This window comes from Kitasatospora sp. cg17-2, from assembly GCF_054031055.1.
On record NZ_CM132923.1, the window covers coordinates 7,993,404 to 8,013,884 of the forward strand.

The 20,481-nt window shown below is 73.4% G+C and carries 15 protein-coding genes; 5 read left to right on the forward strand and 10 right to left on the reverse strand.

What is annotated here, in order from left to right; genetic code table 11:
- Positions 1–84: 84 nt before the first annotated feature.
- Positions 85–780, reverse strand: a complete 696-nt coding sequence (locus tag ACW14Y_RS33690) for a FadR/GntR family transcriptional regulator (RefSeq protein WP_380309246.1) — start codon at positions 778–780, stop codon at positions 85–87.
- Between the two features lie 159 nt (positions 781–939).
- Here ACW14Y_RS33690 and ACW14Y_RS33695 point away from each other — a divergent pair, with 159 nt between their 5' ends.
- Together ACW14Y_RS33695 and ACW14Y_RS33700 are read left to right on the forward strand one after the other, a co-directional pair.
- Positions 940–1,494 carry a gluconokinase gene (locus tag ACW14Y_RS33695; protein ID WP_380309247.1) on the forward strand — a complete coding sequence of 185 codons (555 nt, stop codon included), beginning with the start codon at positions 940–942 and terminating at the stop codon, positions 1,492–1,494.
- Positions 1,491–2,885, forward strand: a complete 1,395-nt coding sequence (locus tag ACW14Y_RS33700; protein WP_380389708.1) for a GntP family permease — start codon at positions 1,491–1,493, stop codon at positions 2,883–2,885. Before ACW14Y_RS33695 ends, ACW14Y_RS33700 begins: the two co-directional genes overlap by 4 nt.
- Before the next feature lie 79 nt (positions 2,886–2,964).
- Here ACW14Y_RS33700 and ACW14Y_RS33705 read toward each other — a convergent pair whose 3' ends face one another.
- From ACW14Y_RS33705 to mmuM, 7 genes are all read right to left on the reverse strand, one after another.
- Positions 2,965–3,501, reverse strand: coding sequence for a hypothetical protein (locus tag ACW14Y_RS33705; RefSeq protein ID WP_380443921.1), 537 nt, complete (start codon positions 3,499–3,501; stop codon positions 2,965–2,967).
- Complete coding sequence (locus ACW14Y_RS33710) at positions 3,501–7,541, reverse strand: DNRLRE domain-containing protein (RefSeq protein ID WP_456984622.1); 4,041 nt, start codon at positions 7,539–7,541, stop codon at positions 3,501–3,503. The genes ACW14Y_RS33705 and ACW14Y_RS33710 overlap by 1 nt, the downstream gene beginning before the upstream one ends.
- A gap of 282 nt (positions 7,542–7,823) precedes the next feature.
- Positions 7,824–9,419 (reverse strand): glycerol-3-phosphate dehydrogenase/oxidase, encoded by a 1,596-nt coding sequence (locus ACW14Y_RS33715; protein ID WP_402724874.1) that lies wholly within the window; start codon positions 9,417–9,419, stop codon positions 7,824–7,826.
- A gap of 151 nt (positions 9,420–9,570) precedes the next feature.
- Positions 9,571–11,091, reverse strand: a complete 1,521-nt coding sequence (gene glpK, locus ACW14Y_RS33720) for a glycerol kinase GlpK (RefSeq protein ID WP_380309491.1) — start codon at positions 11,089–11,091, stop codon at positions 9,571–9,573.
- A gap of 91 nt (positions 11,092–11,182) precedes the next feature.
- The gene (locus ACW14Y_RS33725; RefSeq protein ID WP_380309489.1) at positions 11,183–11,920 is read right to left on the reverse strand and encodes an MIP/aquaporin family protein; all 738 of its coding nucleotides are present in this window, start codon (positions 11,918–11,920) and stop codon (positions 11,183–11,185) included.
- 349 nt (positions 11,921–12,269) lie between these two features.
- Entirely contained in the window at positions 12,270–13,034 is a 765-nt protein-coding gene (locus ACW14Y_RS33730) for an IclR family transcriptional regulator (RefSeq protein ID WP_380389714.1), read from the reverse strand.
- A 160-nt stretch (positions 13,035–13,194) separates the two neighbouring features.
- A complete protein-coding gene (gene mmuM / locus ACW14Y_RS33735) occupies positions 13,195–14,178 on the reverse strand; it encodes a homocysteine S-methyltransferase (protein ID WP_456988321.1) in 984 nt (327 codons plus the stop codon).
- Positions 14,179–14,368: 190 nt separating this feature from the next.
- On the opposite strand from mmuM, the gene ACW14Y_RS33740 reads away from it, so the two are divergent.
- The 3 genes from ACW14Y_RS33740 to ACW14Y_RS33750 are packed head-to-tail and all read left to right on the forward strand — an operon-like array spanning position 14,369 to position 18,093.
- Positions 14,369–15,331, forward strand: a complete 963-nt coding sequence (locus ACW14Y_RS33740) for an NUDIX hydrolase (RefSeq protein WP_402724873.1) — start codon at positions 14,369–14,371, stop codon at positions 15,329–15,331.
- 40 nt (positions 15,332–15,371) lie between these two features.
- Positions 15,372–15,920, forward strand: coding sequence for an NUDIX domain-containing protein (locus ACW14Y_RS33745; RefSeq protein ID WP_380309481.1), 549 nt, complete (start codon positions 15,372–15,374; stop codon positions 15,918–15,920).
- A 46-nt stretch (positions 15,921–15,966) separates the two neighbouring features.
- The gene (locus ACW14Y_RS33750) at positions 15,967–18,093 is read left to right on the forward strand and encodes an acetoacetate--CoA ligase (protein ID WP_380309479.1); all 2,127 of its coding nucleotides are present in this window, start codon (positions 15,967–15,969) and stop codon (positions 18,091–18,093) included.
- 101 nt (positions 18,094–18,194) lie between these two features.
- Here ACW14Y_RS33750 and ptsP read toward each other — a convergent pair whose 3' ends face one another.
- Positions 18,195–19,865, reverse strand: a complete 1,671-nt coding sequence (gene ptsP, locus ACW14Y_RS33755) for a phosphoenolpyruvate--protein phosphotransferase (RefSeq protein WP_380389720.1) — start codon at positions 19,863–19,865, stop codon at positions 18,195–18,197.
- A 100-nt stretch (positions 19,866–19,965) separates the two neighbouring features.
- Positions 19,966–20,415, reverse strand: a complete 450-nt coding sequence (locus tag ACW14Y_RS33760) for a PTS sugar transporter subunit IIA (protein WP_045944812.1) — start codon at positions 20,413–20,415, stop codon at positions 19,966–19,968.
- Positions 20,416–20,481 lie beyond the last annotated feature (66 nt).

Below are 20,481 nucleotides of genomic sequence, written 5' to 3' on the forward strand. Positions count from 1 at the left end.
ATGCGCACGAATCCCCCGAACTGCTGCCAAATCGTATGATCCGGCTCGGACCGTACCGAACGGCTTCCCGAATCCCCGGCGCGCTCAGCCGAGTTGCTGGTTCAGCTCGGTCAGCGCGCCCTCGACGATGGTCCGCATCGCCCGCTCGGCCCGTTCGGCGTCCCCCGCGCAGACCGCCTCGGCGACCTCGCGGTGCAGCCGGATCGCGTACGGCTCCGGCTGATGGGGCATCAGATGGTACTCGGTCCGGCCGGTCAGCACCGCACCGACGGTGTCCCCGAGATGGGCGAACATCTCGTTGCGCGAGGCCTGCAGCACGGTGGAGTGGAACTCGATGTCGTGCCGGAGGAAGGTGGCGAGGTCGGCGGCGCGCGCCGTCATGGTCAACTCGACCGCCAGCGCGCTGAGTCGGCGCCGCTCGTCGTCGGTGGCGTGCCGCGCGGCGAGCGCCGCCGCGGCCGGTTCCACGGCCAGTCGCAGCGAGCCGAGCGAACGCAGCTGCGCGGAGCGGTCGGCACCGGCCAGCCGCCAGCGGATCACCAGCGGATCGAAGACGTCCCAGTCCGACCGGGGCTGCACGGTGATGCCGACCCGCCGGCGGGAGGCCACCAGCCGCATCCCCTCCAGGATCCGGACCGCCTCGCGGACCACCGTCCGGGAGACGCCGAACCGCTCCTCCAGCTCCTCGGCGCGCAGCACGCTGCCTTCGGGGAGCTCCCCGGACGCGATGGCCGGCCCCAGTTCCGCGAGCAGTCGGCCGGGCAGCCCCTGGATCTCCATCCGGCCAGCCTAGTCGTCGCGGCCCGCCCCCACCTCCGTGCCCCCGGCCCGGCCGCCTCCACCCGTCCGGCAAAAGTATGACGATTTGGTTTCCGGCACTTGAATACGTCATACCTTTGAGGCGATAGTGGCGGCCAGGCAACGAAGGAGCACCACCTCATGGCTCTCAGCGTCGAGAACCAGGACACCCCCAGCGCGCCCCCCACCGTCGTGGTGATGGGCGTCTCCGGTGTCGGCAAGACCACCCTGGCCCGCCTGCTGGCCGAACGCCTCGGCCTCCCCTTCGCCGAGGCGGACGACTTCCACCCGCCCGCCAACATCGCCAAGATGTCGGCCGGGATCCCGCTGGACGACGACGACCGCGCGCCCTGGCTGCGCGCCGTCGGCGCCTGGCTGGGGGAGCGCGCCGAGGCGGGCACCGGTGGCGTCGTCACCTGCTCGGCGCTGAAGCACGGCTACCGCGACATCCTGCGCGCGGCCTGCCCGGACGCCTGGTTCCTGCACCTCAGCGGCCGGACCGGACTGGTCGAGGACCGGCTCGCCCGGCGCACCGACCACTTCATGCCGCCGTCCCTGCTCGGCTCGCAGTACGCCGCCCTGGAACCCCTCGGTCCGGACGAGCGCGGCGCCGTGCTGGACATCGGGCCGAGCCCCGAAGAACTCGTCGAGAAGGCCGCCGCCCTGCTGCGGCCCGTCAATGGAGACCTCGCGTGACCCCCACCCTCACCGTGCTCGCGGCCGCCCCACCGGTCCTCCCGCACACCGACAGCGACGGCCGGCTGCTGGTCGCCGTGCTGCTCGCCATCGGCGCCATCGTGCTGCTGATCACGAAGCTCAAGCTGCACCCCTTCCTCGCCCTGACCCTCGGCTCCGGGCTGCTGGCCGCCGTCGCGGGCGCGCCGTTCGACAAGCTGCTCAGCAGCTTCTCCACCGGCTTCGGCGCCACCGTGGCGGGCGTCGGCCTGCTGATCGGCCTGGGCGCGATGCTGGGCAAGCTGCTCGCCGACTCGGGCGGGGCGAACATCATCGCGGACACCGTGCTGTCCCGGTCCCGGACGAAGGCGCTGCCCTGGGCGATGGCGCTGATCGCGGCCGTGCTCGGCCTGCCGCTGTTCTTCGAGGTCGGCGTGGTGCTGCTGGTCCCGATCGTGCTGCTGGTGGCCCGGCGCGGCAACGTCCCGCTGATCCGGATCGGCATCCCGGCGCTGGCCGGCCTCTCCGTGCTGCACGGCCTGGTGCCCCCGCACCCCGGCCCGCTGGTCGCGGTCGACGCGCTCAAGGCCGACCTCGGCGTCACCCTGGCGCTCGGCCTGCTGATCGCCGTCCCGACGCTGATCGTCGCCGGTCCGCTGTTCGCCCGGGTGGCCGAGCGCTGGGTCGGCCCGCTGGAGATACCGGAGAGCGACACCCCGGTCGAGCCCGCGAAGCGCGAGCACACCCCCTCCTTCGGCGCCGTGCTGGCGACCATCCTGCTGCCGGTGGTGCTGATGCTCGGCAAGGCGCTGGCGGACGTCGTGATCGACGACCCGAAGGCGCTGCCGCAGCGGGTGCTCGACTTCGTCGGCTCCCCGTTGATCGCGCTGCTCGCCGCGACCCTGCTCGGGATGCTGACGCTGGGCCGGGCGGCCGGGTTCGACAAGGCCCGGATCTCGGAGACCGTCGGCTCCTCGCTCGGCCCGATCGCTGGCATCGTCTTCATCGTCGGCGCGGGCGGCGGCTTCAAGCAGACCCTGATCGACGTGGGCGTGGGCACCGCGGTCAGCGACTGGTCGTCGAAGTGGCACATCCCGGCGCTGCTGCTGGGCTGGTTGATCGCGGTGCTGATTCGGCTCGCCACCGGTTCGGCGACGGTCGCCACCATCACCGCGGCCGGCATCGTCGCGCCGTTGGCGGCGGACATGTCGTCCACCCACGCGGCCCTGCTGGTGCTCGCGATCGGCGCCGGCTCGCTGTTCCTGTCGCACGTCAACGACGCCGGCTTCTGGCTGGTGAAGGAGTACTTCGGGATGAGCGTCGGCCAGACCCTGAAGTCCTGGTCGGTGATGGAGACGGTGATCTCGGTGGTCGCGATCGCCCTGATCATGCCGCTCAGCCTGATCGTCTAGCCGGGTCCGAGGACACGGAAAGGGCGGGCGCTCCCGAGGGAGCGCCCGCCCTTTCGTCGTCACACCCCGGCCGACGGGGTCACGGCACGGCCGGCGGCAGCGTGCCGCCGGGGGTCGCCGGCGCCCAGGTCGGCGGCGCGGCGGCCTCCTGAGGATCGGTCTCGCGCAACAGGACCCGCCAGCCGTCCGCGCCCCCGTTGCCGTCGAGGCGCAGTTTCAGCTGCTTGACCTGCCGGCTGCGCTCGAAGTAGAGCACCACCGACTGCCGGACCGAACCCTCGCCGTGGAACTCGGCGGTCACCGGGCCCTGGGCCCCCTGCTGGAAGCTCCGGACCCAGTTCGCCGCCGTGGTGCCGGCCTCGGCGGCCGACCCGTCGGAGGTGGCCAGCGCCGCCAGCCCGTCGCGCGAGCCGTCGGCGAGCCGCCACACCACCTGCTGGGTCAGCCGCAGGCTGCCGGTGGACGGGTACCCGACCACCCGCAGCGGCTCGTGGGCCGCGTAGTCGTCGGCGTAGCGCAGCTCGTCGTCGCCGGAGAGCCACCAGGCGGTGGTCCCCGAGGCGAGGACGGCCGCGGCCAGCGCCGCCGCGGTCGGTGCCGCCCACCGGCGGGCCATCAGGAGCTGCCCAGCGGGCGGACGATCCAGAACCGCTCGACCGGCGTGCCGAAGCGGCGCTGGCGGGCCAGGGCGTCGTACAGCGTGGTCTGGTCGGTCAGACCGTGCTGGCGCAGTTCCATCTTCCGTCCGTAGCTGACCACGACGGCTGCGTGGTTGATCCCCCGGTCGGTGTACCACTTGAAGAACACCAGGTCGCCGGGCTTGGCGGAGTGCACACTCATGATCGACTGGGTGTAGCGGTAGCCGGTCAGGTGGTTGTAGAGGTTCTGCGCCGCGGACCAGGTGTAGCTCTTGAAGGGCTTCCAGAACAGGTAGCCCTTGTCCCACCAGGCGTAGTCCCGCGTGCGGTTGCCCTGGCGCAGTCCCATCCCGCCACCGTAGTACAGCGCCTTGGAGACGAAGTTGGTGCAGTCCTGGTCGTACTCGCGGTGGACCCGGATGTTGCGCCGGGCCCAGTCCGCGGTGCCGTTGCCGTAGACGGCGGCGTAGCTCGCGGTGGTCACGCCCGCCGGGGCGGCCGGCTCGGGCACCGGGAAGCCGTCCGCGCCGAGCGGGACGTCGCCGCTGGTGGGGGCGGGCGTCTGGTCCGCGCTGGTGACGTCGACCTGCGCCGCCGCGGCGGCGGAGGAGCCGAGCTTCTGCTCGGCGGAGTTGTCGTCGGACTCCGAGACGAGCTTCACGGTGCCGCCGTTGACGGCGAACTCGAAGCGGCGGTTGGTGATGTTCTCGGTCGGGGTGTCCACCCCGGCCTCGCGGATCTGGGTCACCTCCTTGACGGTCGCCCGGACCACGACCTTGGCCGGGTTCTGCTGGTCGACCACGACGTCGGTCAGCGTCGACCCGGCCGCCACGTAGGCCTGGCCCTGGGTGGCGAGGCCCTCGCGGCTGCCGACGACCGCGTCCTCCTGGGTGGCCAGCAGGTCCACGAAGACCGTGCCGTGCGCGGCTTCCGCGGCGGCGTCGGGCACTGTCGCCCCGGTCGTGATGCGCACCTTGTTGCGGGCGTTCAGGTACTCCTGCACGAAGCCGCGGTAGAGGTCGCTGCCGCCGGCGGCGGGCTTGCCCTTGGTGTAGCCGGAGGCGGTCGCGGGGCTGGCACCGAACGAGTTGTTCGTCGTCACGACGAGCCGGTAGCCGCGGGTGTTGTCCAGGCCGGCCGCCACCGCGCGGGTCTCGGCGGTGGTGAACTGCTGGACGACGGCGCCCGTGTCCTGCGCCTCGACCTTGACGGTGTAGTAGAGGTCCTCGCTGGAACCGTGGTCCACCGGGCTGTTCCAGCCGCCCACCAGGCCGGCGTCACCGATGCCGACCGTGAGCTGCTGGGGCGCGGCGGGCGCGGTCGGCGCGAGGTAGTCGACCTTCAGCCGGGGCCGCTTGGCCGGGTCCGTGGCGCCGGCCGAGTGGTAGGCCGCGGCGGCCGCGCCGACGGCCGGGCGCAGGGCGATGCCGAAGGGCTGGCCCCGGTCGGCCCAGGACTGCAGCACCGACGCCAGGTCGAGGTCGGCGAGGGTGGTCGCCGCCGCGTAGCTCTCGACGCCGGACGCCGTCACCAGCTGGGCGCCGGTCTGGCCGGGAGCCCACTCGCTGCCGAGCTGGAACACGTCGGTGGCGGTCGCCGGGCAGTCCGCGGCGCAGTCCGAGCGGGTGAGTTCCAGCTTGGCCGCCGTGATCCGGGCGCTCTTGGGGAGCGCGGTCAGGTCGGGCTTGAGCCAGCTGGACCAGGAGGTGCCGTCGAAGGTGCCCACCCGCAGGGTGGCCGGGTCGGCGGCCGGGCAGGCGCCGGTGTCGCAGCCGGTGCCGGCCGTGGCGACCGAGGCCGAGACGACCAGTGCGTCACCCACGTTCAGGACGACCGGGACGGGCGGGGCCGGGGGAGCCTGGACGCGAACGGCCAGGTCCTGGTCGGCCGTCCAGGCGGAACAGCCCACCGGGGTGCAGGCCCGGGCGGCCCAGCGGTAGTTGCCGCCGTCGGCCAGCGCGCCCTCGGGCACCTGGACGGTGGCGCGGGCGCCGCTCTCGGTGGAGGCCGGCGGAAGGGTGGTCGGCAGCGGGGTGCCGTCCGCGTTCTTGAGGACGAACTCGGTCTTGACCCGGGCCTGGTTGGGACTCGTCGCCAGGGCGGAGAGCAGCGGGGTCAGGGTCTCCTGGGCACCGGTCTGCAGCGCGGCCGGCACGTCCGGCAGCGGGCTGACGCTGAAGGTCACCCAGGGGGACCAGCTGAGGTTGTAGTGCAGTCCGTCGTAGGGCGAGCTGCGGAACCGGTAGGTGTGCCCGTACTCCAGCAGCCCGGCCGGGACGGTGACCTCGGAGGGGGTGCCGCTGGGCACGTAGCCGGAGACGTTGACGGCGCCCACCTGGGCCCCGGAGATGGCGTCGACCAGCTGGAAGGTGCCGGTGACCTTGTCGCCGTCGGGGTCGACGAAGGTGTCGCGGAGCACCGGGGTGGTGGTGTCGACCCGCCAGGTGCCGGTGCCGTCCTGGAGGAACGGCGGGCCGGCCTGCTGCTTGGTGCCGGTGCGCGGGCGGTAGTTGTAGTTCACCGTCAGCTTGGGCACGTTGCTGGAGGCGTTGGCGGAGTTCACCTCCTTCCAGTACTTGGTGGAGACCTCGTCGGGCGCGCGCAGGCCCAGGCCGGAGGTGCTGTTCTTGGCCGAGGCCCAGGTCTGCACGAGGTCGGTGACGTTGGCGTTGATCCAGCCGTCGCCGCCGCAGGCGTCGCGGCCCTTGGTCTCGGTGGAGCTGCCCTTCTTGGCCTTCCAGGCCGGCTGGGCGGTCCAGCGGGAGGCGGTGGACGCCAGTCCGGTGTCCCAGACCTCCCAGGTGTACGGCTGGCAGTCGCTGTTGCCGGAGTGGAAGTTGTACAGCGACAGGGTCGCGCTGGAGACCAGGGCGTCGGCGATGCCGGCGGTGTTCCAGTTGATGAAGGCGCGGGCCTCGCGGGAGCTGCCGTCGGCGTTCTTGGTGCCGGAGTTGCCCCAGTAGATCTCGGTGTCGGCCGACCAGTCGACCGTCTCGCCCTTCTGCACCCGGGTGTCGAAGGCGTTGCCGAGACCGGCGGTGGCCGGGTCGACGGTCACCGGGTAGACGGTGGCCGGGTCGGCGAGGAAGGCCGCGTCCGGGGTGAAGACCAGGTCGACGGTGTCGCCGCGCTGGACGACCTCCAGGCCGACCCGGGCCGACCGGGGGTGCTCGCTGGAGCCGGGCGTCGTGGTGGCGTCCCACATCACCGGGGCGGGCAGCACGGCGCGCTTCTGGCCGTTCTTCCGGTCGGTGAACAGCACGCTGCCGTCCGGCTGCGCCTCGGCCCTGGTGCCCTTGGCGCGCAGCGGCATGGTGTAGGTGTAGCCGCCGGTCGCCGGGCGCTGCTTGAGCAGCACGAACTGCTCGAAGCCGGTGCGGGTGGCCTCGACCACGAGGTCGCCGGCGCCGTCGCCGATGGCGTCCCGGTAGGTGGCCCGGGTGCCGTCGAGCTGGGGCTTCGGCAGGCCGCCGCGCCACTCCAGGGCGAGCTGGTCGTCACCGGAGCCGAGCGAGACGAGGGTGCGGGCCGCGTCGGTGCCGGCCGCCTCCGTGCCGGCCGGCGCCGCCTGGAGGGCCTTGGACTCGGCGAGCGACCGGGGGCGCTTGCCGCCCGCGCCGGCCAGCTTGAGGCCGTTGGGGTGGGCGGCGGGTGCCACCGAGCCGTCGGCGGCCGTCTTCAGGGTGAGGTCGACGTCGGCCCACTTGCCGTCGCGCAGGAAGCGCACCGGACCGGCCGACATCTCGGTGGTGAGGGTGCCGTCGGGGTTGGCCCAGGTGGTGGAGGTCTCGTCGCGCTCGGAGACGGCCTCGACCCGCTGGCCGGTCTTCTGCGCGACGGCCCGGGCGGTGCCGATGCTCAGTCCGGGGTCGAGCGCGGCGGCCGTGGGGGGCTTGCCGGAGGAGGGCTTGGCCGGTGGCTTGGCCGCGAACGCGACCGGGGACCCGGCGCCGAGCACCAGGGCCAGGGCCAGCGCGGCGGCCGGTGGACCGCTCAGGGTCCTTCTTGAGACGTGCATGGGGGCTCCTTGACTCGCCCTTGAACATGGGCGATGCGCGGAGCATAGGAAAGATCAAAAGCCAAGATGATCATGACAAAGAGGGCAAAGCGGCCCAATTTCTGAGAATTTCCTGAGAATGGTGATCCGATCGAGACACGCCGTACGTCATGGACAACGACGTCGCCGCCGACAACGACGTCGTCGAGAACGACGCAGGGCGGGCACCCCCGCTCCGGGGTGCCCGCCCTGCTGACCGGGTGACCGTGCCGGTCACCCGCTCCGTGCTACGTGGTCCTGCGGCTACTTGGTCCCGCGCTTCGCCAGGAAGGCCTCGACCTCGGCCCGGATCTCCGGGGTGTCCAGACCGCGGACGGTCATCGTGGTCCGGCGGCGCAGCACGTCGTCGGCGGTGTAGGCCCACTCGTTGGCGGCCGCGTAGGCGACCTGCGCCCAGACGTCCGGGCCGTCCTCGTGGATCGGCCGGCCCAGCTCCGGGTTCTCGTCGATCATCCGGGCGATGTCGAAGGACAGCGTGCCGTAGTGGCTGGCCAGGTGCTTGGCGACCAGCGGCTCCATCCGCGAGCCCGGGTCCCGGTCGATCAGCAGGCGGTGCGCGACGGCGTTCGGCGCGCCGACGCCCGGCAGCGGGACGGTCGGGGCGATCGGGGACATGTCCTCGCCGAGGGAGGTGCCGGGCACGTGGGCCAGCTTCTCCAGCACGGTGCGGCCGATGTGGCGGTAGGTGGTCCACTTGCCGCCGGCGACCGACAGCATGCCGCCCTTGCCCTCGGTGACGACCGTCTCGCGCTTGGCGGCGGCGGTGTCGCCCGGGCCGCCGGGCAGCACCCGCAGGCCGGCGAACTTGTAGGTGATCAGGTCGCGGTCGATGTGCTCGTCACGGATCGCGTGCGCGGCCTCGCCGAGGATCTGGTCGACGTCCGCCTCGGTGGCCCGGACGTCCTGCGGGTCGCCGGTGAACTCCTCGTCGGTGGTGCCGAGCAGGACGTGGTCCTCCCACGGGATGGCGAAGGAGACGCGGTACTTGTCGATCGGGATGGTCAGCGCGGCGCGCCACGGCGAGCGACGCTTGACCACCACGTGGGCGCCCTTGGACAGCCGGATCGACGGCGCGGCCCCGGTGTCCTCCATCCGGCGCAGGTGGTCCACCCAGGGACCGGTGGCGTTCAGCACCAGGCGGGCGTCGACGCCGAACTCGGTGCCGTCCAGGCGGTCCTTGAGCTCGGCACCGGTGACCCGGCCGCCGGTGAAGCGCAGGCCGGTGACCTCGGCGTGGTTGAGCACCACGGCGCCGGCCTCGACCGCGGCGCGCACGGTCATCACGGCGACGCGCGAGTCGTTCATCTGGTGGTCGCCGTAGACGGCCACCGAGCGCAGGCCCTCGGTGCGCAGCGCGGGCACCTGCTGGGCGGCGTGCGCGGCGGTGGAGACCCGGCCCATGCCGTCGCGGAAGGCGGACAGCGCCGAGTAGAGGAAGACGCCGGCGCCGAGCTTGGGCGCGCTGTGCGGGCCGCCCTTGTAGACCGGGACGAAGAAGGTCAGCGGGTTGACCAGGTGCGGGGCCACGTCGGTGGAGAGCACCCGGCGCTCCTTGTGGTTCTCCGCGACCAGCTTGACCGCGCCGGTCTGCAGGTAGCGCAGACCGCCGTGGACGAGCTTGGAGGAGGCACTGGAGGTGGCACCGGCGAAGTCGCCGGCGTCGACCATGGCGACCTTCAGGCCGGCCTGGGACGCGGTCCAGGCGACAGCGGTGCCGAGGATGCCGCCCCCGATCACCAGCAGGTCGTAGGTGGCCTTGCCGAGCAGCTCGCGGGTCTCGGCGCGGGAGGCGGTGCGGCCGGCGGTGCGCTCGGCGCCCAGGGTCGGGATGGTTGCCATGGTGTGTGTACGGCGCGCGGGTCGGGCGGCGCCGTTACTCCTCTCGGTGTGCGTACGGCCTCTGTGCGGAGAGACCGGGTCGGCCCGGTGCGACGGGCCGGTGAAACGGGAGCGGGCCGGCCGGGGCACGGGGCCCCGACCGGCTTCGCGATCAGTTGTTCTCTTCCTCCTCCACCCAGCCCATGGTGCGCTCGACGGCCTTGAGCCACTTCTTGTACTCGCGGTCCCGGGTGGCCTCGTCCATGCGGGGCGTCCACTCGGCGGCGCGGTGCCAGTTGGCCCGCAGGGTGTCGAGGTCGTTCCAGAAGCCGACCGCCAGGCCCGCCGCGTAGGCGGCGCCGAGGGCGGTGGTCTCGGCCACGTACGGGCGCTCGACCGGGGCGTCCAGGACGTCGGCGATGTTCTGCATGAGCAGGTTGTTGCTGGTCATGCCGCCGTCGACCTTGAGGGCGGTGAGCTCGACCCCGGAGTCCTTCTGCATGGCGTCGACGACCTCGCGGGTCTGCCAGGCGGTGGCCTCCAGGACGGCCCGGGCCAGGTGGCCCTTGGTGACGTACCGGGTGAGTCCGGCGATCACACCGCGGGCGTCGGAGCGCCAGTACGGGGCGAACAGGCCGGAGAAGGCCGGGACGAAGTAGGCGCCGCCGTTGTCCTCGACCGTGTTGGCGAGGGTCTCGATCTCGGCGGCGGTGGAGATGATGCCGAGCTGGTCGCGCAGCCACTGGACCAGCGAGCCGGTGACGGCGATCGAGCCTTCCAGGGCGTACACCGGGGCCTGGTCGCCGATCCGGTAGCCGACCGTGGTCAGCAGGCCGTGGTACGAGTTGACGATCTTCTCGCCGGTGTTGAGCAGCAGGAAGGTGCCGGTCCCGTAGGTGGACTTGGCCTCGCCCTCGTTGAAGCAGGTCTGGCCGAACAGCGCGGCCTGCTGGTCGCCGAGCGCGGCGGCGACCGGGACGCCCGCCAGGTCGCCGACGGCCTCGCCGTAGATCTCGGCGGAGGAGCGGATCTCCGGCAGGACGGCCATCGGCACGCCCATCGACTCGGCGATCTCCTCGTCCCAGGCCAGGCTCTTGAGGTTCATCAGCATGGTGCGGCTGGCGTTGGTCACGTCGGTCACGTGCTTGCCGCCGTCGACGCCACCGGTGAGGTTCCAGATGACCCAGGTGTCCATGGTGCCGAAGAGGATGTCGCCGGCCTCGGCGCGCTCGCGCAGGCCCTCGACGTTGTCCAGCAGCCAGCGGATCTTCGGGCCGGCGAAGTAGCTGGCCAGCGGGAGGCCGGTCTCGCGGCGGAAGCGGTCCTGGCCGACGTTGCGGCCCAGCTCGCGGCAGAGCGCCTCGGTGCGGGTGTCCTGCCACACCAGCGCGTTGTGCACCGGCTCGCCGGTGTGCCTGTCCCACAGGACGGTGGTCTCGCGCTGGTTGGTGATACCGATCGCGCGGATGTCGTCCTTGGTCAGGCCGGCCTTCTCCAGCGCGCCGCGGACCACCGACTGCACCCGGGTCCAGATCTCGGCGGCGTCGTGCTCGACGTAGCCGGGCTGGGGGAAGATCTGCCGGTGCTCCTGCTGGTCGACGGAGACGATCCGGCCGTCGGCGCCGAAGATGATGCAGCGGCTGGAGGTGGTGCCCTGGTCGATCGCGGCGATGTAGTTGCCAGTGGAGGTCATGAGGGTCCTCGGCTCAAGAGGTTGGCGGGGGGGCGGTGGGCCTGACTCTCAGGTCAGTCCCCGTGCTCGGGTGGGGTGGAAACCCGGGGGATCAGAACGCGACGTGGTACAGGCCGCCGGCCAGCAGGCCGCCGATGACCGGACCGGCCACCGGGATCCAGGCGTAGGACCAGTCGGAGCCGCCCTTGTTGGGGATCGGGAGCAGCGAGTGGACGATGCGCGGACCCAGGTCGCGGACCGGGTTGATGGCGTAGCCGGTCGGGCCGCCGAGCGAGAGGCCGATGCCGACCACGGTGAAGGCGACGATCAGGATGCCGGTGCCGGAGAGGCCGAGGCCCTTGGTGAGGCCCTGGGTGAGGATGGCCAGGCAGAGCACGAAGGTGCCGATGATCTCGGTGAGCAGGTTCTGGACCGGGTTCCGGATCTCGGGGCCGGTCGAGAAGATGCCGAGGGTGGGCTCCTGGTTGGCCTGGAACTGGCCGAGGTAGGTGAGCCACACGAAGACGGCGCCGATCATCGCGCCGAGCAGCTGGGAGCCGAGGTAGACCGGAACCTTGCTCCAGTCGCCGCTGTCGACGGCGAGGGCCAGGGTGACGGCCGGGTTCAGGTGGGCGCCGGACTTCGGAGCCGACATGTAGGCGGCGATCATCACCGCGAAGCCCCAGCCGAAGGTGATCGCCAGCCAGCCGGCGTTCAGGGCCTTCGACTTCTTGAGCGTCACGGCGGCACAGACGCCACCGCCGAGAAGTATCAGGGCGGCGGTGCCGAGGGTTTCGCCGACGAAGATGTCGCCGTTGGAGAACGCGGACACAAAGACTCCCTTGTCCATATGGCCCGGAGGTGCGGGTGGGGGCAGGGGCCGGGCGGATCGCTGGGCGGGTGAGCGCTCTGTGGGATGGATTCGCACGGCCATCGTTCGACAATGTCGACCGTCATGCGGAAGCTTCCTCCCCGGGTCGCCCTCTCGTCAAGGCCGGGTTACGCAGCTGTGACCCTTCGCTCGCCGCGCTACCCGTAGTCACCGAACGGATCGTCGCAATTTTGGACAAAACGGTAAGGCGCGAACGGGCATTTCGCCCGTCCGCGCCTCAGCGTGAACGTTTTCCGTGTTGTCGCCGGCCTGCGGCCGAGCCGTCGGGAGTGGTCGGAAGCGGTACGAACCGGGTGGCCCGGCGCGGTCAGAACCGCCCGGCGCCCAGGTCCCGGGAGATCGCCCTGGCCGCGCTGCGCACCGAGGCGACCAGCGAGGGCTTCACGAAGCCGTCCTCGCAGACCCGCTCGACCGCGCCGCTGATGCAGACCGCGCCCACCGGATTGCGGCGCCGGTCCTGGATCAGCCCGCCGATCGAGGCCACGCCCTCCCAGGTCTCCTCCACCGCGTCGGCCCAGCCGCGCTCCCGGGTCAGCGCCGCCTCGGCGTCCACGTCCGCGGCCTCGGTCAGCGTCCGCGCGGTGTACGACTCGAACGGGCCCTCGCCCAGCTCGCCGCGCGCCACCGGGTCGTAGGCCAGCAGCACCTTGCCCAGCGCGGTCGAGTGCAGCGGCTGCATCGAGCCGACCTCCAGCACCTGCCGGGTGTCGTCCGGCCGGAAGACATGGTGCACGATCAGCACCCCGCGCTGGTGCAGCACGCCCAGGTAGACGGTCTCCCCGGACGCCCTGGCCAGGTCGTCCGCCCAGACCAGGGCCCGGGCGCGCAGCTCGTGCACGTCCAGGTAGCTCTGGCCCAGCCGCAGCAGTTCGGCACCCAGCTGGTACTTGCCGCTCTCCGGGTCCTGCTCGACGAAACCCTCCTGCTGGAGGGTGCGCAGGATCCCGTGGGCGGTGCCCTTCGCCAGGCCCAGCGCCGTCGCGACCTCCGACAAACCCAGGCGGCGCTCGCCGCCGGCCAGCAGACGCATGATCGCGGCGGCCCGGGAGAGCGACTGGATCGGGCCGGGCATTGGTACCTCCGCGCGGACAGGCGGTCGACATTGTCGACCGCAGTGGTAACGGCACGAGTCTGCCAGGCCGTCGCCGTTCCGTGCACCTTCCCCCTCGGTAACCTGCGTCGGCCGGCCCGGTCGTGCGCCCGCGCACCGCCTCCCGTCCGGTCCCGCTTGCCTAGCCGCGGGTGACCCGCTCCCCGGTCGCGGCGGCCACCCCGGCGGCCACCGCCCGGATTCCGTCCGGTCCGACCCGGCAGCAGCCGCCCACCAGCCGCGCCCCGTCCGCCAGCCAGCCCGCCACCCTCGCCCGGCCGTCGGCCCGCGGAGCCCCGGCCGCCCCGAAGGTCGGCTCCCCGCACCACGCCCCGGCCGCCGCGTCCCAGCCCTCGCCGCTGTTGGGATAGACCACCACGGGCTTCCCCGACACCCGCGCCGCGAGCGCCACCGCCCGGTCCGCCTCCTCCGGCGCGCAGCAGTTCACCCCGACCGCCACCACCTCGTCCGCCCCGGCCGCCAGCGCGAACGCCTCCGCCAGCGGCTGCCCGGCCCGGGTCCGCCCGTCCGCCGCCGCGAACGACAGCCAGACCGGCACCCCCAGCCCGCGCACCGCCCGCAGCAGCACCTTCGCCTCGTCGACGTCCGGCACCGTCTCCAGCGCCAGCACGTCGGGGCCGGCCGCCGCCAGCACCTCCAGCCGGGGCCGGTGGAACGCCTCCAGCTCGGCCGGCGTCAGCCCGTACCGGCCCCGGTACTCCGAGCCGTCCGCCAGCACCGCGCCGTACGGGCCCACCGAGGCCGCCACCCACCGGCGCGGCCCGGGCAGCCCGCGGGCCGCCTCCCGGGCCAGCTCCACGCTGCCGGCCATCAGCCGGGCGGCCGCCGCCCGGCCCACCCCGCGCCGGGCGAAGCCCGCGAAGCTCGCCTGGTAGCTCGCGGTGATCGCCACCCGCGCGCCCGCCTCGAAGTACGCCCGGTGCGCCGCCACGACCGCCTCCGGGGCGTCCGCCAGCAGCCGGGCCGACCACAGCGCGTCCGTCAGGTCGAACCCGGCCGAGGCCAGCCGTTCGGACAGCCCGCCGTCCAGGACCAGCGGCCCGGCCGCCAGCGCGGCCGCGAAGTCCGGTGGGGGAGGGGCGGCGGCTCCGACGGCCCGGTCCATCACGTCCTCCTCGGGGCGGGCGGCGTCCCGGCTGGTCCGGAGGACGCCCTGGTCACAGGGTAGGAGCGGGCGGCCGGGGCCGGGGTGGAAAACCATTTGCCGCAGAGTCAAGCGGTCGCTACGTTGTGCTCAGACCGAGAAGGACGGCCGCCCGTCACCGCGGGCCCGGCGGGGGAGAGGAGCGCACGGCGTGGACACCACCGAGCAGGAGTGGCTCGCCGCCTACGACCCGCGCGCCTTCACCCCGGTCGCCGTCACCGTGGACGTGGTCGCCCTGACTTTGCGCCAGGGCCGGCTCCACGTCCTGCTCGTCGAGCGCGCCCTCCCGCCCTACCAGGGGCGCTGGGCCCTGCCCGGCGGCTTCCTGCGGGCCGGCGAGGAGAGCCTCGACGACGCCGCCGCCCGCGAGCTCGCGGAGGAGACCGGCCTGCCCGGCACGGTCGGCGCCGAGGCCGCCCTCAGCCGGATCCACCTCGAACAGCTCGGCAGCTACGGCGTACCCGACCGCGACCCGCGGATGCACGTGATCTCCGTCGCCTACCTCGCCTTCGCCCCCGACCTGCCCGACCCGCGGGCCGGCAGCGACGCGGCCCACGCCGCCTGGCACCCCGTCACCGACCTCGACCTCCGGCCCGTCGGCCGGCCCGAGTCCGCCGGTGCTCCCGCCGACACCCACGGGGGTGGCGTCGGCGGGAGCACCGGCCCCACCGAACCGGAGCGGCCCGGCGATCCGGCCGAGCCCCCGGCCGCCGGGGCACCCACCCCGATCGAGCTCGCCTTCGACCACGCCCGGATCCTCGCCGACGGCCTCGACCGCGCCCGCGCCAAGATCGAGTACAGCCCGCTGGCCACCGCCTTCCTCCAGCACGACTTCACCATTCCGGAGCTGCGCGCCGTCTACGAGGCCGTCTGGGACGAGAAGCTCCACCCGGGCAACTTCCACCGCAAGGTGCTCTCCGTCCCCGGCTTCGTCGAGGGCACCGGCACCACCACCGAGCGCGGCGGCGCCCGCGGCGGCCCCCGGGCCCGCACCTACCACGCCGGCGACGCCCGACTGCTCCACCCCGCCCTCCTCCGCCCCGCCCAGGGCGAGCAGCCCCAGGAGCCCCCGGAGGAGCCGCTCCAGGCACCCTCCCCGGGCCCGATCACCTGACCACCACCCCGCTCCCGGCCGCCCGCACTACCATCCGGCCATGACGACTCAAGAGGCCGGCACCGTGCGCCAGCAGCCCAACTCCCACTGCCACTTCTGCGGATCCCCCTACCCGCCCGGCACCGACGGCTGGCCCCGGACGTGCTCCGCCTGCACCGAGATCAGCTACCGCAACCCGCTGCCGGTCGTCGTCACCCTGCTCCCCGTCACCCGGGGCGACAGCGCCCCCGGCCTCGTGGTCATCCGCCGCACCATCGAGCCCGGCTACGGCGAACTCGCTCTCCCCGGCGGCTACATCGACTACGGCGAGAGCTGGCAGCAGGCCTGCGTGCGCGAGCTGCGCGAGGAGACCGGCATCCTCGCCGAGCACACCGACATCACCCTGGTCGCCACCGACTCCGACACCCGCGGCGGCTTCCTCTGCCTCTTCGGCCTCCTCCCCGCCCGCCCGCTCGCCGACCTCCCGCCCTCCGTCCCCACCGACGAGACCGACGGCTGGCAGCTCTCCACCCCCGAGACCCCGCTCGCCTTCCCCTTCCACACCCGTGTCTCCCGCTCCTGGTTCAACGGCGAATTCACCCGCCCCTGACCAGCGGCGGCCGCGCCGGGCAGACCCTGGCGCCCCGGCCGCTCACATGGCAGGGTCTGCACCGACAGCCCCCAACCGGACGCGGGCCCTGCCACAAGCGACCCCGTCCGCCCTCATCACCGGCCGGGAGACCACCACCGTGAGCACCCCACCCCAGGACCAGCCGCTCTGGCGCCCGAACCCCGAGCGTGCCGCCGGCACCGGGATCGTGGCCTTCCAGGCCTGGGCCGCCCAGCACCACGGCGCCCCGGCCGCCCCGCTCGCACCCACCGCCTCGGACGCCGAGGCCGCCGCCCGCTACGCCGCCCTGCACGCCTGGTCGGTCGAGGACCTCGACCGCTTCTGGACCGCCGTCACCCAGTGGTTCGACGTCCGCTTCACCCAGGCCCCCGAGGCCGTCCTCGCCGACCCCGCGATGCCCGGCGCCCGCTGGTTCCCCGGCGCCCGCCTCAACTACGCCGAGCACGCCCTGCGCGCCGGCGAGCAGGCCGAGAACGCCGACCGCCCCGCCGTCCTCCACCTCGACGAGACCACCGACGAGCCGCTCGTCCTCACCTGGGCCGAACTCCGCCGACAGGTCGGCTCCCTCGCCGCCGCCCTGCGCGCCCGCGGCGTCCGCCCCGGCGACCGCGTCGGCGCCTACCTGCCCAACATCCCGCAGGCCGCCGTCGCCCTCCTCGCCACCGCCGCCGTCGGCGCCGTCTGGACCAGCTGCGCCCCCGACTTCGGCGCCCGCAGCGTCCTCGACCGCCTCCAGCAGATCGAGCCGGTCGTCCTCTTCGCCGTCGACGGCTACCACTACGGCGGCAAGGACCACGACCGGACCGAGGTCGTCGCCGAACTCCGCCGCGAACTCCCCACCCTGCACACGGTCGTGCACGTCCCCCTGCTCGGCGCCCCCGCCCCCGAGGGCGCCCTGGCCTGGGACGACCTCACCGCCGAGGACACCGAGCCGGTCTTCGAGGCCGTCCCCTTCGACCACCCGCTCTGGGTCCTCTACTCCTCCGGCACCACCGGCCTGCCCAAGGCCATCGTCCAGAGCCAGGGCGGCATCCTGGTCGAGCACCTCAAGCAGGCCGGCCTCCACCTCGACCTCGGCCCCGAGGACCGCTTCCTCTGGTACACGTCCACCGGCTGGATGATGTGGAACTTCCTCCTCGCCGGCCTCCTCGTCGGATCCACCGTCGTCACCTACGACGGCAGCCCGGGCCACCCCGACACCGGCGCCTTCTGGTCCGTGGCCGCGCGCACCCGCGCCACCGTGCTCGGCACCTCCGCCGCCTACGTCATCGCCAGCCGCAAGGCCGACCTCCACCCCGGCCGGGACCTCGACCTCTCCGCCGTCCGCTGCCTCGGCACCACCGGCTCCCCGCTGCCGCCCGACGGCTTCCGCTGGATCTACGAGGAGGTCAAGTCGGACGTCTGGCTCGCCTCCGTCAGCGGCGGCACCGACGTCTGCTCCTGCTTCGTGGGCGGCGTCCCCACCCTCCCGGTCCACCTCGGCGAGATCCAGGCCCCCAGCCTCGGCGCCGCCGTCGAGTCCTGGGACGTCAACGGCCGCCCGCTCACCGACGAGGTCGGCGAACTCGTCGTCACCAAGCCCATCCCGTCCATGCCCACCGGCTTCTGGAACGACCCCGAGGGCACCCGGTACCACGACAGCTACTTCGACGTGTACCCCGGCGTCTGGCGCCACGGCGACTGGATCACCGCCACCTCCCGCGGCACCGTCGTCATCCACGGCCGCTCCGACTCCACCCTCAACCGCCAGGGCGTCCGGATGGGCTCCTCGGACATCTACGAGGTCGTCGAGCGCCTCCCCGAGATCGCCGAATCCCTGGTCATCGGCCTGGAGGAGCCCGAGGGCGGCTACTGGATGCCGCTCTTCGTCGTCCTGACCCCCGGCGCCGAGCTCGACCAGGACCTCATCGGCCGCATCCGCACCTCGCTGCGCACCGAGCTCTCCCCGCGCCACGTCCCCGACGAGGTCATCGCCGTCCGCGGCCTGCCGCACACCCTCACCGGCAAGCGGATCGAGGTCCCGGTCAAGCGCCTGCTCTCCGGTACCCCGCTCGACCAGGCCGTCAACCCCGGCTCCGTCGACAACCTCGACCACCTGCGCTGGTTCGAACAGCTCCGCCAGGAGCGCGAGCGCGCCGCCGGCACCGAGTGACCGACCCCCCGACACGCCGAAGGGGCCCGCTCCACCACCTGGTGGAGCGGGCCCCTTCGTTCTGCTCTGCCGTTGTGCTCGGTCGCGGTGTCCCGCGACCGCTACTCGCCCGACAGCACCTGCTGGGCCGCGGCCCGCGCCTCCTCGGCACTGTCCGCCGCCCGCGCCGCCTCGGCGGCCCGGCGGCACTGCGCCAACGTGTACTTGCCCAGCGCCGTCCGCACGTAGGGGATCGACGCCGCGCCCATCGACAGGCTGGTGACGCCGAGACCGGTCAGCACCACGGCCAGCAGCGGGTCGGCGGCCGCCTCGCCGCAGACGCCGCAGCTCTTGCCCTCGGCCTGCGCGGCCTCGGCGGCGAACGCGATCAGGTCCAGCAGCGCCGGCTGCCACGGGTCCTGCAGCCGCGCCAGCGCACCGACCTGGCGGTCCGCGGCGAAGGCGTACTGGGCCAGGTCGTTGGTCCCCAGGGAGAGGAACTCGACCTCCTGGAGGATCGAGCGCGCCCGCAGCGCGGCCGACGGGATCTCCACCATCGCGCCGAACTTGGCGCTCAGCCCGGCCTCGCGACAGGCCGCGGCGAAGTCCTTGGCGTCCTTGCGGTCGGCCACCATCGGGGCCATCACCTCGAGGTGCACCGGCAGGCCCTCGGCGGCCGTCGCCAGCGCCCGCAGCTGGGTCCGGAGCACCTCGGGGTGCTCCAGCAGGGTGCGCAGACCGCGCACACCCAGCGCCGGGTTCGGCTCGTCGGCCGGGGTCAGGAAGTCCAGCGGCTTGTCCGCGCCCGCGTCGAGCACCCGGACCACGACCCGGCCCTCCGGGAACGCCTCCAGCACCTTGCGGTACGCCTCGACCTGCTTCTCCTCGGTCGGAGCCTTCGCCGAGTCGTCGAGGAAGAGGAACTCGGTGCGGAACAGACCGACACCCTCGGCGCCCGCCTCCAGCGCGGCCGGCAGGTCGCCCGGACCGCCGACGTTGGCCAGCAGCGGCATCCGGTGCCCGTCGGAGGTCGCGCCCGGACCGGAGGAGGCGGCCAGCGCCGCCTTGCGCTCGGCGGCGATCCGGCGCAGCTCCTCCTGCTTCTCCGTGCTCGGCTCGACCAGCACGTCACCGGAGCTGCCGTCCACCGCGACGACCGTGCCCTCGGCCACGTCGGCCGCCCCCGGCAGCGCGACCACGGCCGGTACGCCCATGGCCCGCGCCAGGATGGCGCTGTGGCTGGTCGGCCCGCCCTCCTCGGTCACGAAGCCGAGCACCAGCGTCGGGTCCAGCAGCGCGGTGTCGGCCGGCGCGAGGTCCCGGGCGAACAGCACGTACGGCTCGTCGCTGTCCGGCACACCCGGCATCGGTACACCGAGCAGGCGGGCGACGATCCGGTTCCGCACGTCGTCCAGGTCGGCGACCCGGCCGGCCAGGTACTCCCCGGCCGAGGCGAGCAGCGCCCGGTAGGCGGCGAAGGCGTCGTAGACGCCGCGCTCGGCGCTGCTGCCGACCGCGATCCGGCGGGACACGTCGGCCATCAGCTCCGGGTCCTGCGCCATCAGCGCCTGGGCCTCCAGCACGGCCTGGGCCTCGCCGCCCGCCAGGTTGCCGCGGGCGTTCAGGTCCGCGGCCACGGCCTCGACGGCTGCCTGGGCGCGGGCCTGCTCGCGCGGAGCGTCCTCGGTCGGGATCTGGGTGGCCGGGGGCTCCAGCACCGCGGTACCCATGTGCCGCACCTGGCCGATCGCGACTCCGTGGCTGACACCCACGCCTCGCAGCGTCTTCTCCATGTCTTTCTCCGTGAGAGAGGCGGCCCCGCCGGGTACCGCTGTGTGCCGGGCCGCCCCGACCGGAGCGGTGGGGCGGGTGTGTCCTGTAAGAGGGGAGAGGTCAGCTCCAGCTGAACAGGGCGTCGCCGACGGCGACCTCCCCGCTCTCCAGCAGCTCGCCGAGCGAGTCGGCGGCGGCCTCCAGCGCGACGATCGGCGAGATCGGCGACTTGCCGGCGGCCTCGACGGCGGCCGGGTCCCACTTGATGACGGCCTGGCCGCGGGTGACGGTGTCCCCCTTGTTGACGAGCAGCTCGAAGCCCTCGCCGTTCAGCTGGACGGTGTCGATGCCCAGGTGGGTCAGGACCCCGTGCCCGTCCGCGTCGACGACGACGAACGCGTGCGGGTGCATCGAGACGACCACGCCGTCGACCGGGGCCACGGCCTCGGTCGGCCGACGCACCGGGTCGATCGCGGTGCCGGGGCCGACCATCGCACCCGAGAACACGGGGTCCGGCACGCCGGCGAGCCCTACGACCCGGCCGGTCAGCGGCGACGTCACAGTGGTCATGGATGAGCCTCCCAAGTGCGCAGTACAGGCGAGCGGCCGCGAACGCGGCGAGGTGATCGACTGAAG

Coding starts and splice junctions, on each gene's coding strand:
- ACW14Y_RS33690 (WP_380309246.1), bottom strand. CDS start 780: ATGGAGATCCAGGGGCTGCCCGGCCGACTGCTCGCGGAACTGGGGCCG.
- ACW14Y_RS33695 (WP_380309247.1), top strand. CDS start 940: ATGGCTCTCAGCGTCGAGAACCAGGACACCCCCAGCGCGCCCCCCACC.
- ACW14Y_RS33705 (WP_380443921.1), bottom strand. CDS start 3,501: ATGGCCCGCCGGTGGGCGGCACCGACCGCGGCGGCGCTGGCCGCGGCC.
- ACW14Y_RS33710 (WP_456984622.1), bottom strand. CDS start 7,541: ATGCACGTCTCAAGAAGGACCCTGAGCGGTCCACCGGCCGCCGCGCTG.
- ACW14Y_RS33715 (WP_402724874.1), bottom strand. CDS start 9,419: ATGGCAACCATCCCGACCCTGGGCGCCGAGCGCACCGCCGGCCGCACC.
- glpK (WP_380309491.1), bottom strand. CDS start 11,091: ATGACCTCCACTGGCAACTACATCGCCGCGATCGACCAGGGCACCACC.
- ACW14Y_RS33725 (WP_380309489.1), bottom strand. CDS start 11,920: ATGGACAAGGGAGTCTTTGTGTCCGCGTTCTCCAACGGCGACATCTTC.
- ACW14Y_RS33730 (WP_380389714.1), bottom strand. CDS start 13,034: ATGCCCGGCCCGATCCAGTCGCTCTCCCGGGCCGCCGCGATCATGCGT.
- mmuM (WP_456988321.1), bottom strand. CDS start 14,178: ATGGACCGGGCCGTCGGAGCCGCCGCCCCTCCCCCACCGGACTTCGCG.
- ACW14Y_RS33745 (WP_380309481.1), top strand. CDS start 15,372: ATGACGACTCAAGAGGCCGGCACCGTGCGCCAGCAGCCCAACTCCCAC.
- ACW14Y_RS33750 (WP_380309479.1), top strand. CDS start 15,967: ATGGCAGGGTCTGCACCGACAGCCCCCAACCGGACGCGGGCCCTGCCA.
- ptsP (WP_380389720.1), bottom strand. CDS start 19,865: ATGGAGAAGACGCTGCGAGGCGTGGGTGTCAGCCACGGAGTCGCGATC.
- ACW14Y_RS33760 (WP_045944812.1), bottom strand. CDS start 20,415: ATGACCACTGTGACGTCGCCGCTGACCGGCCGGGTCGTAGGGCTCGCC.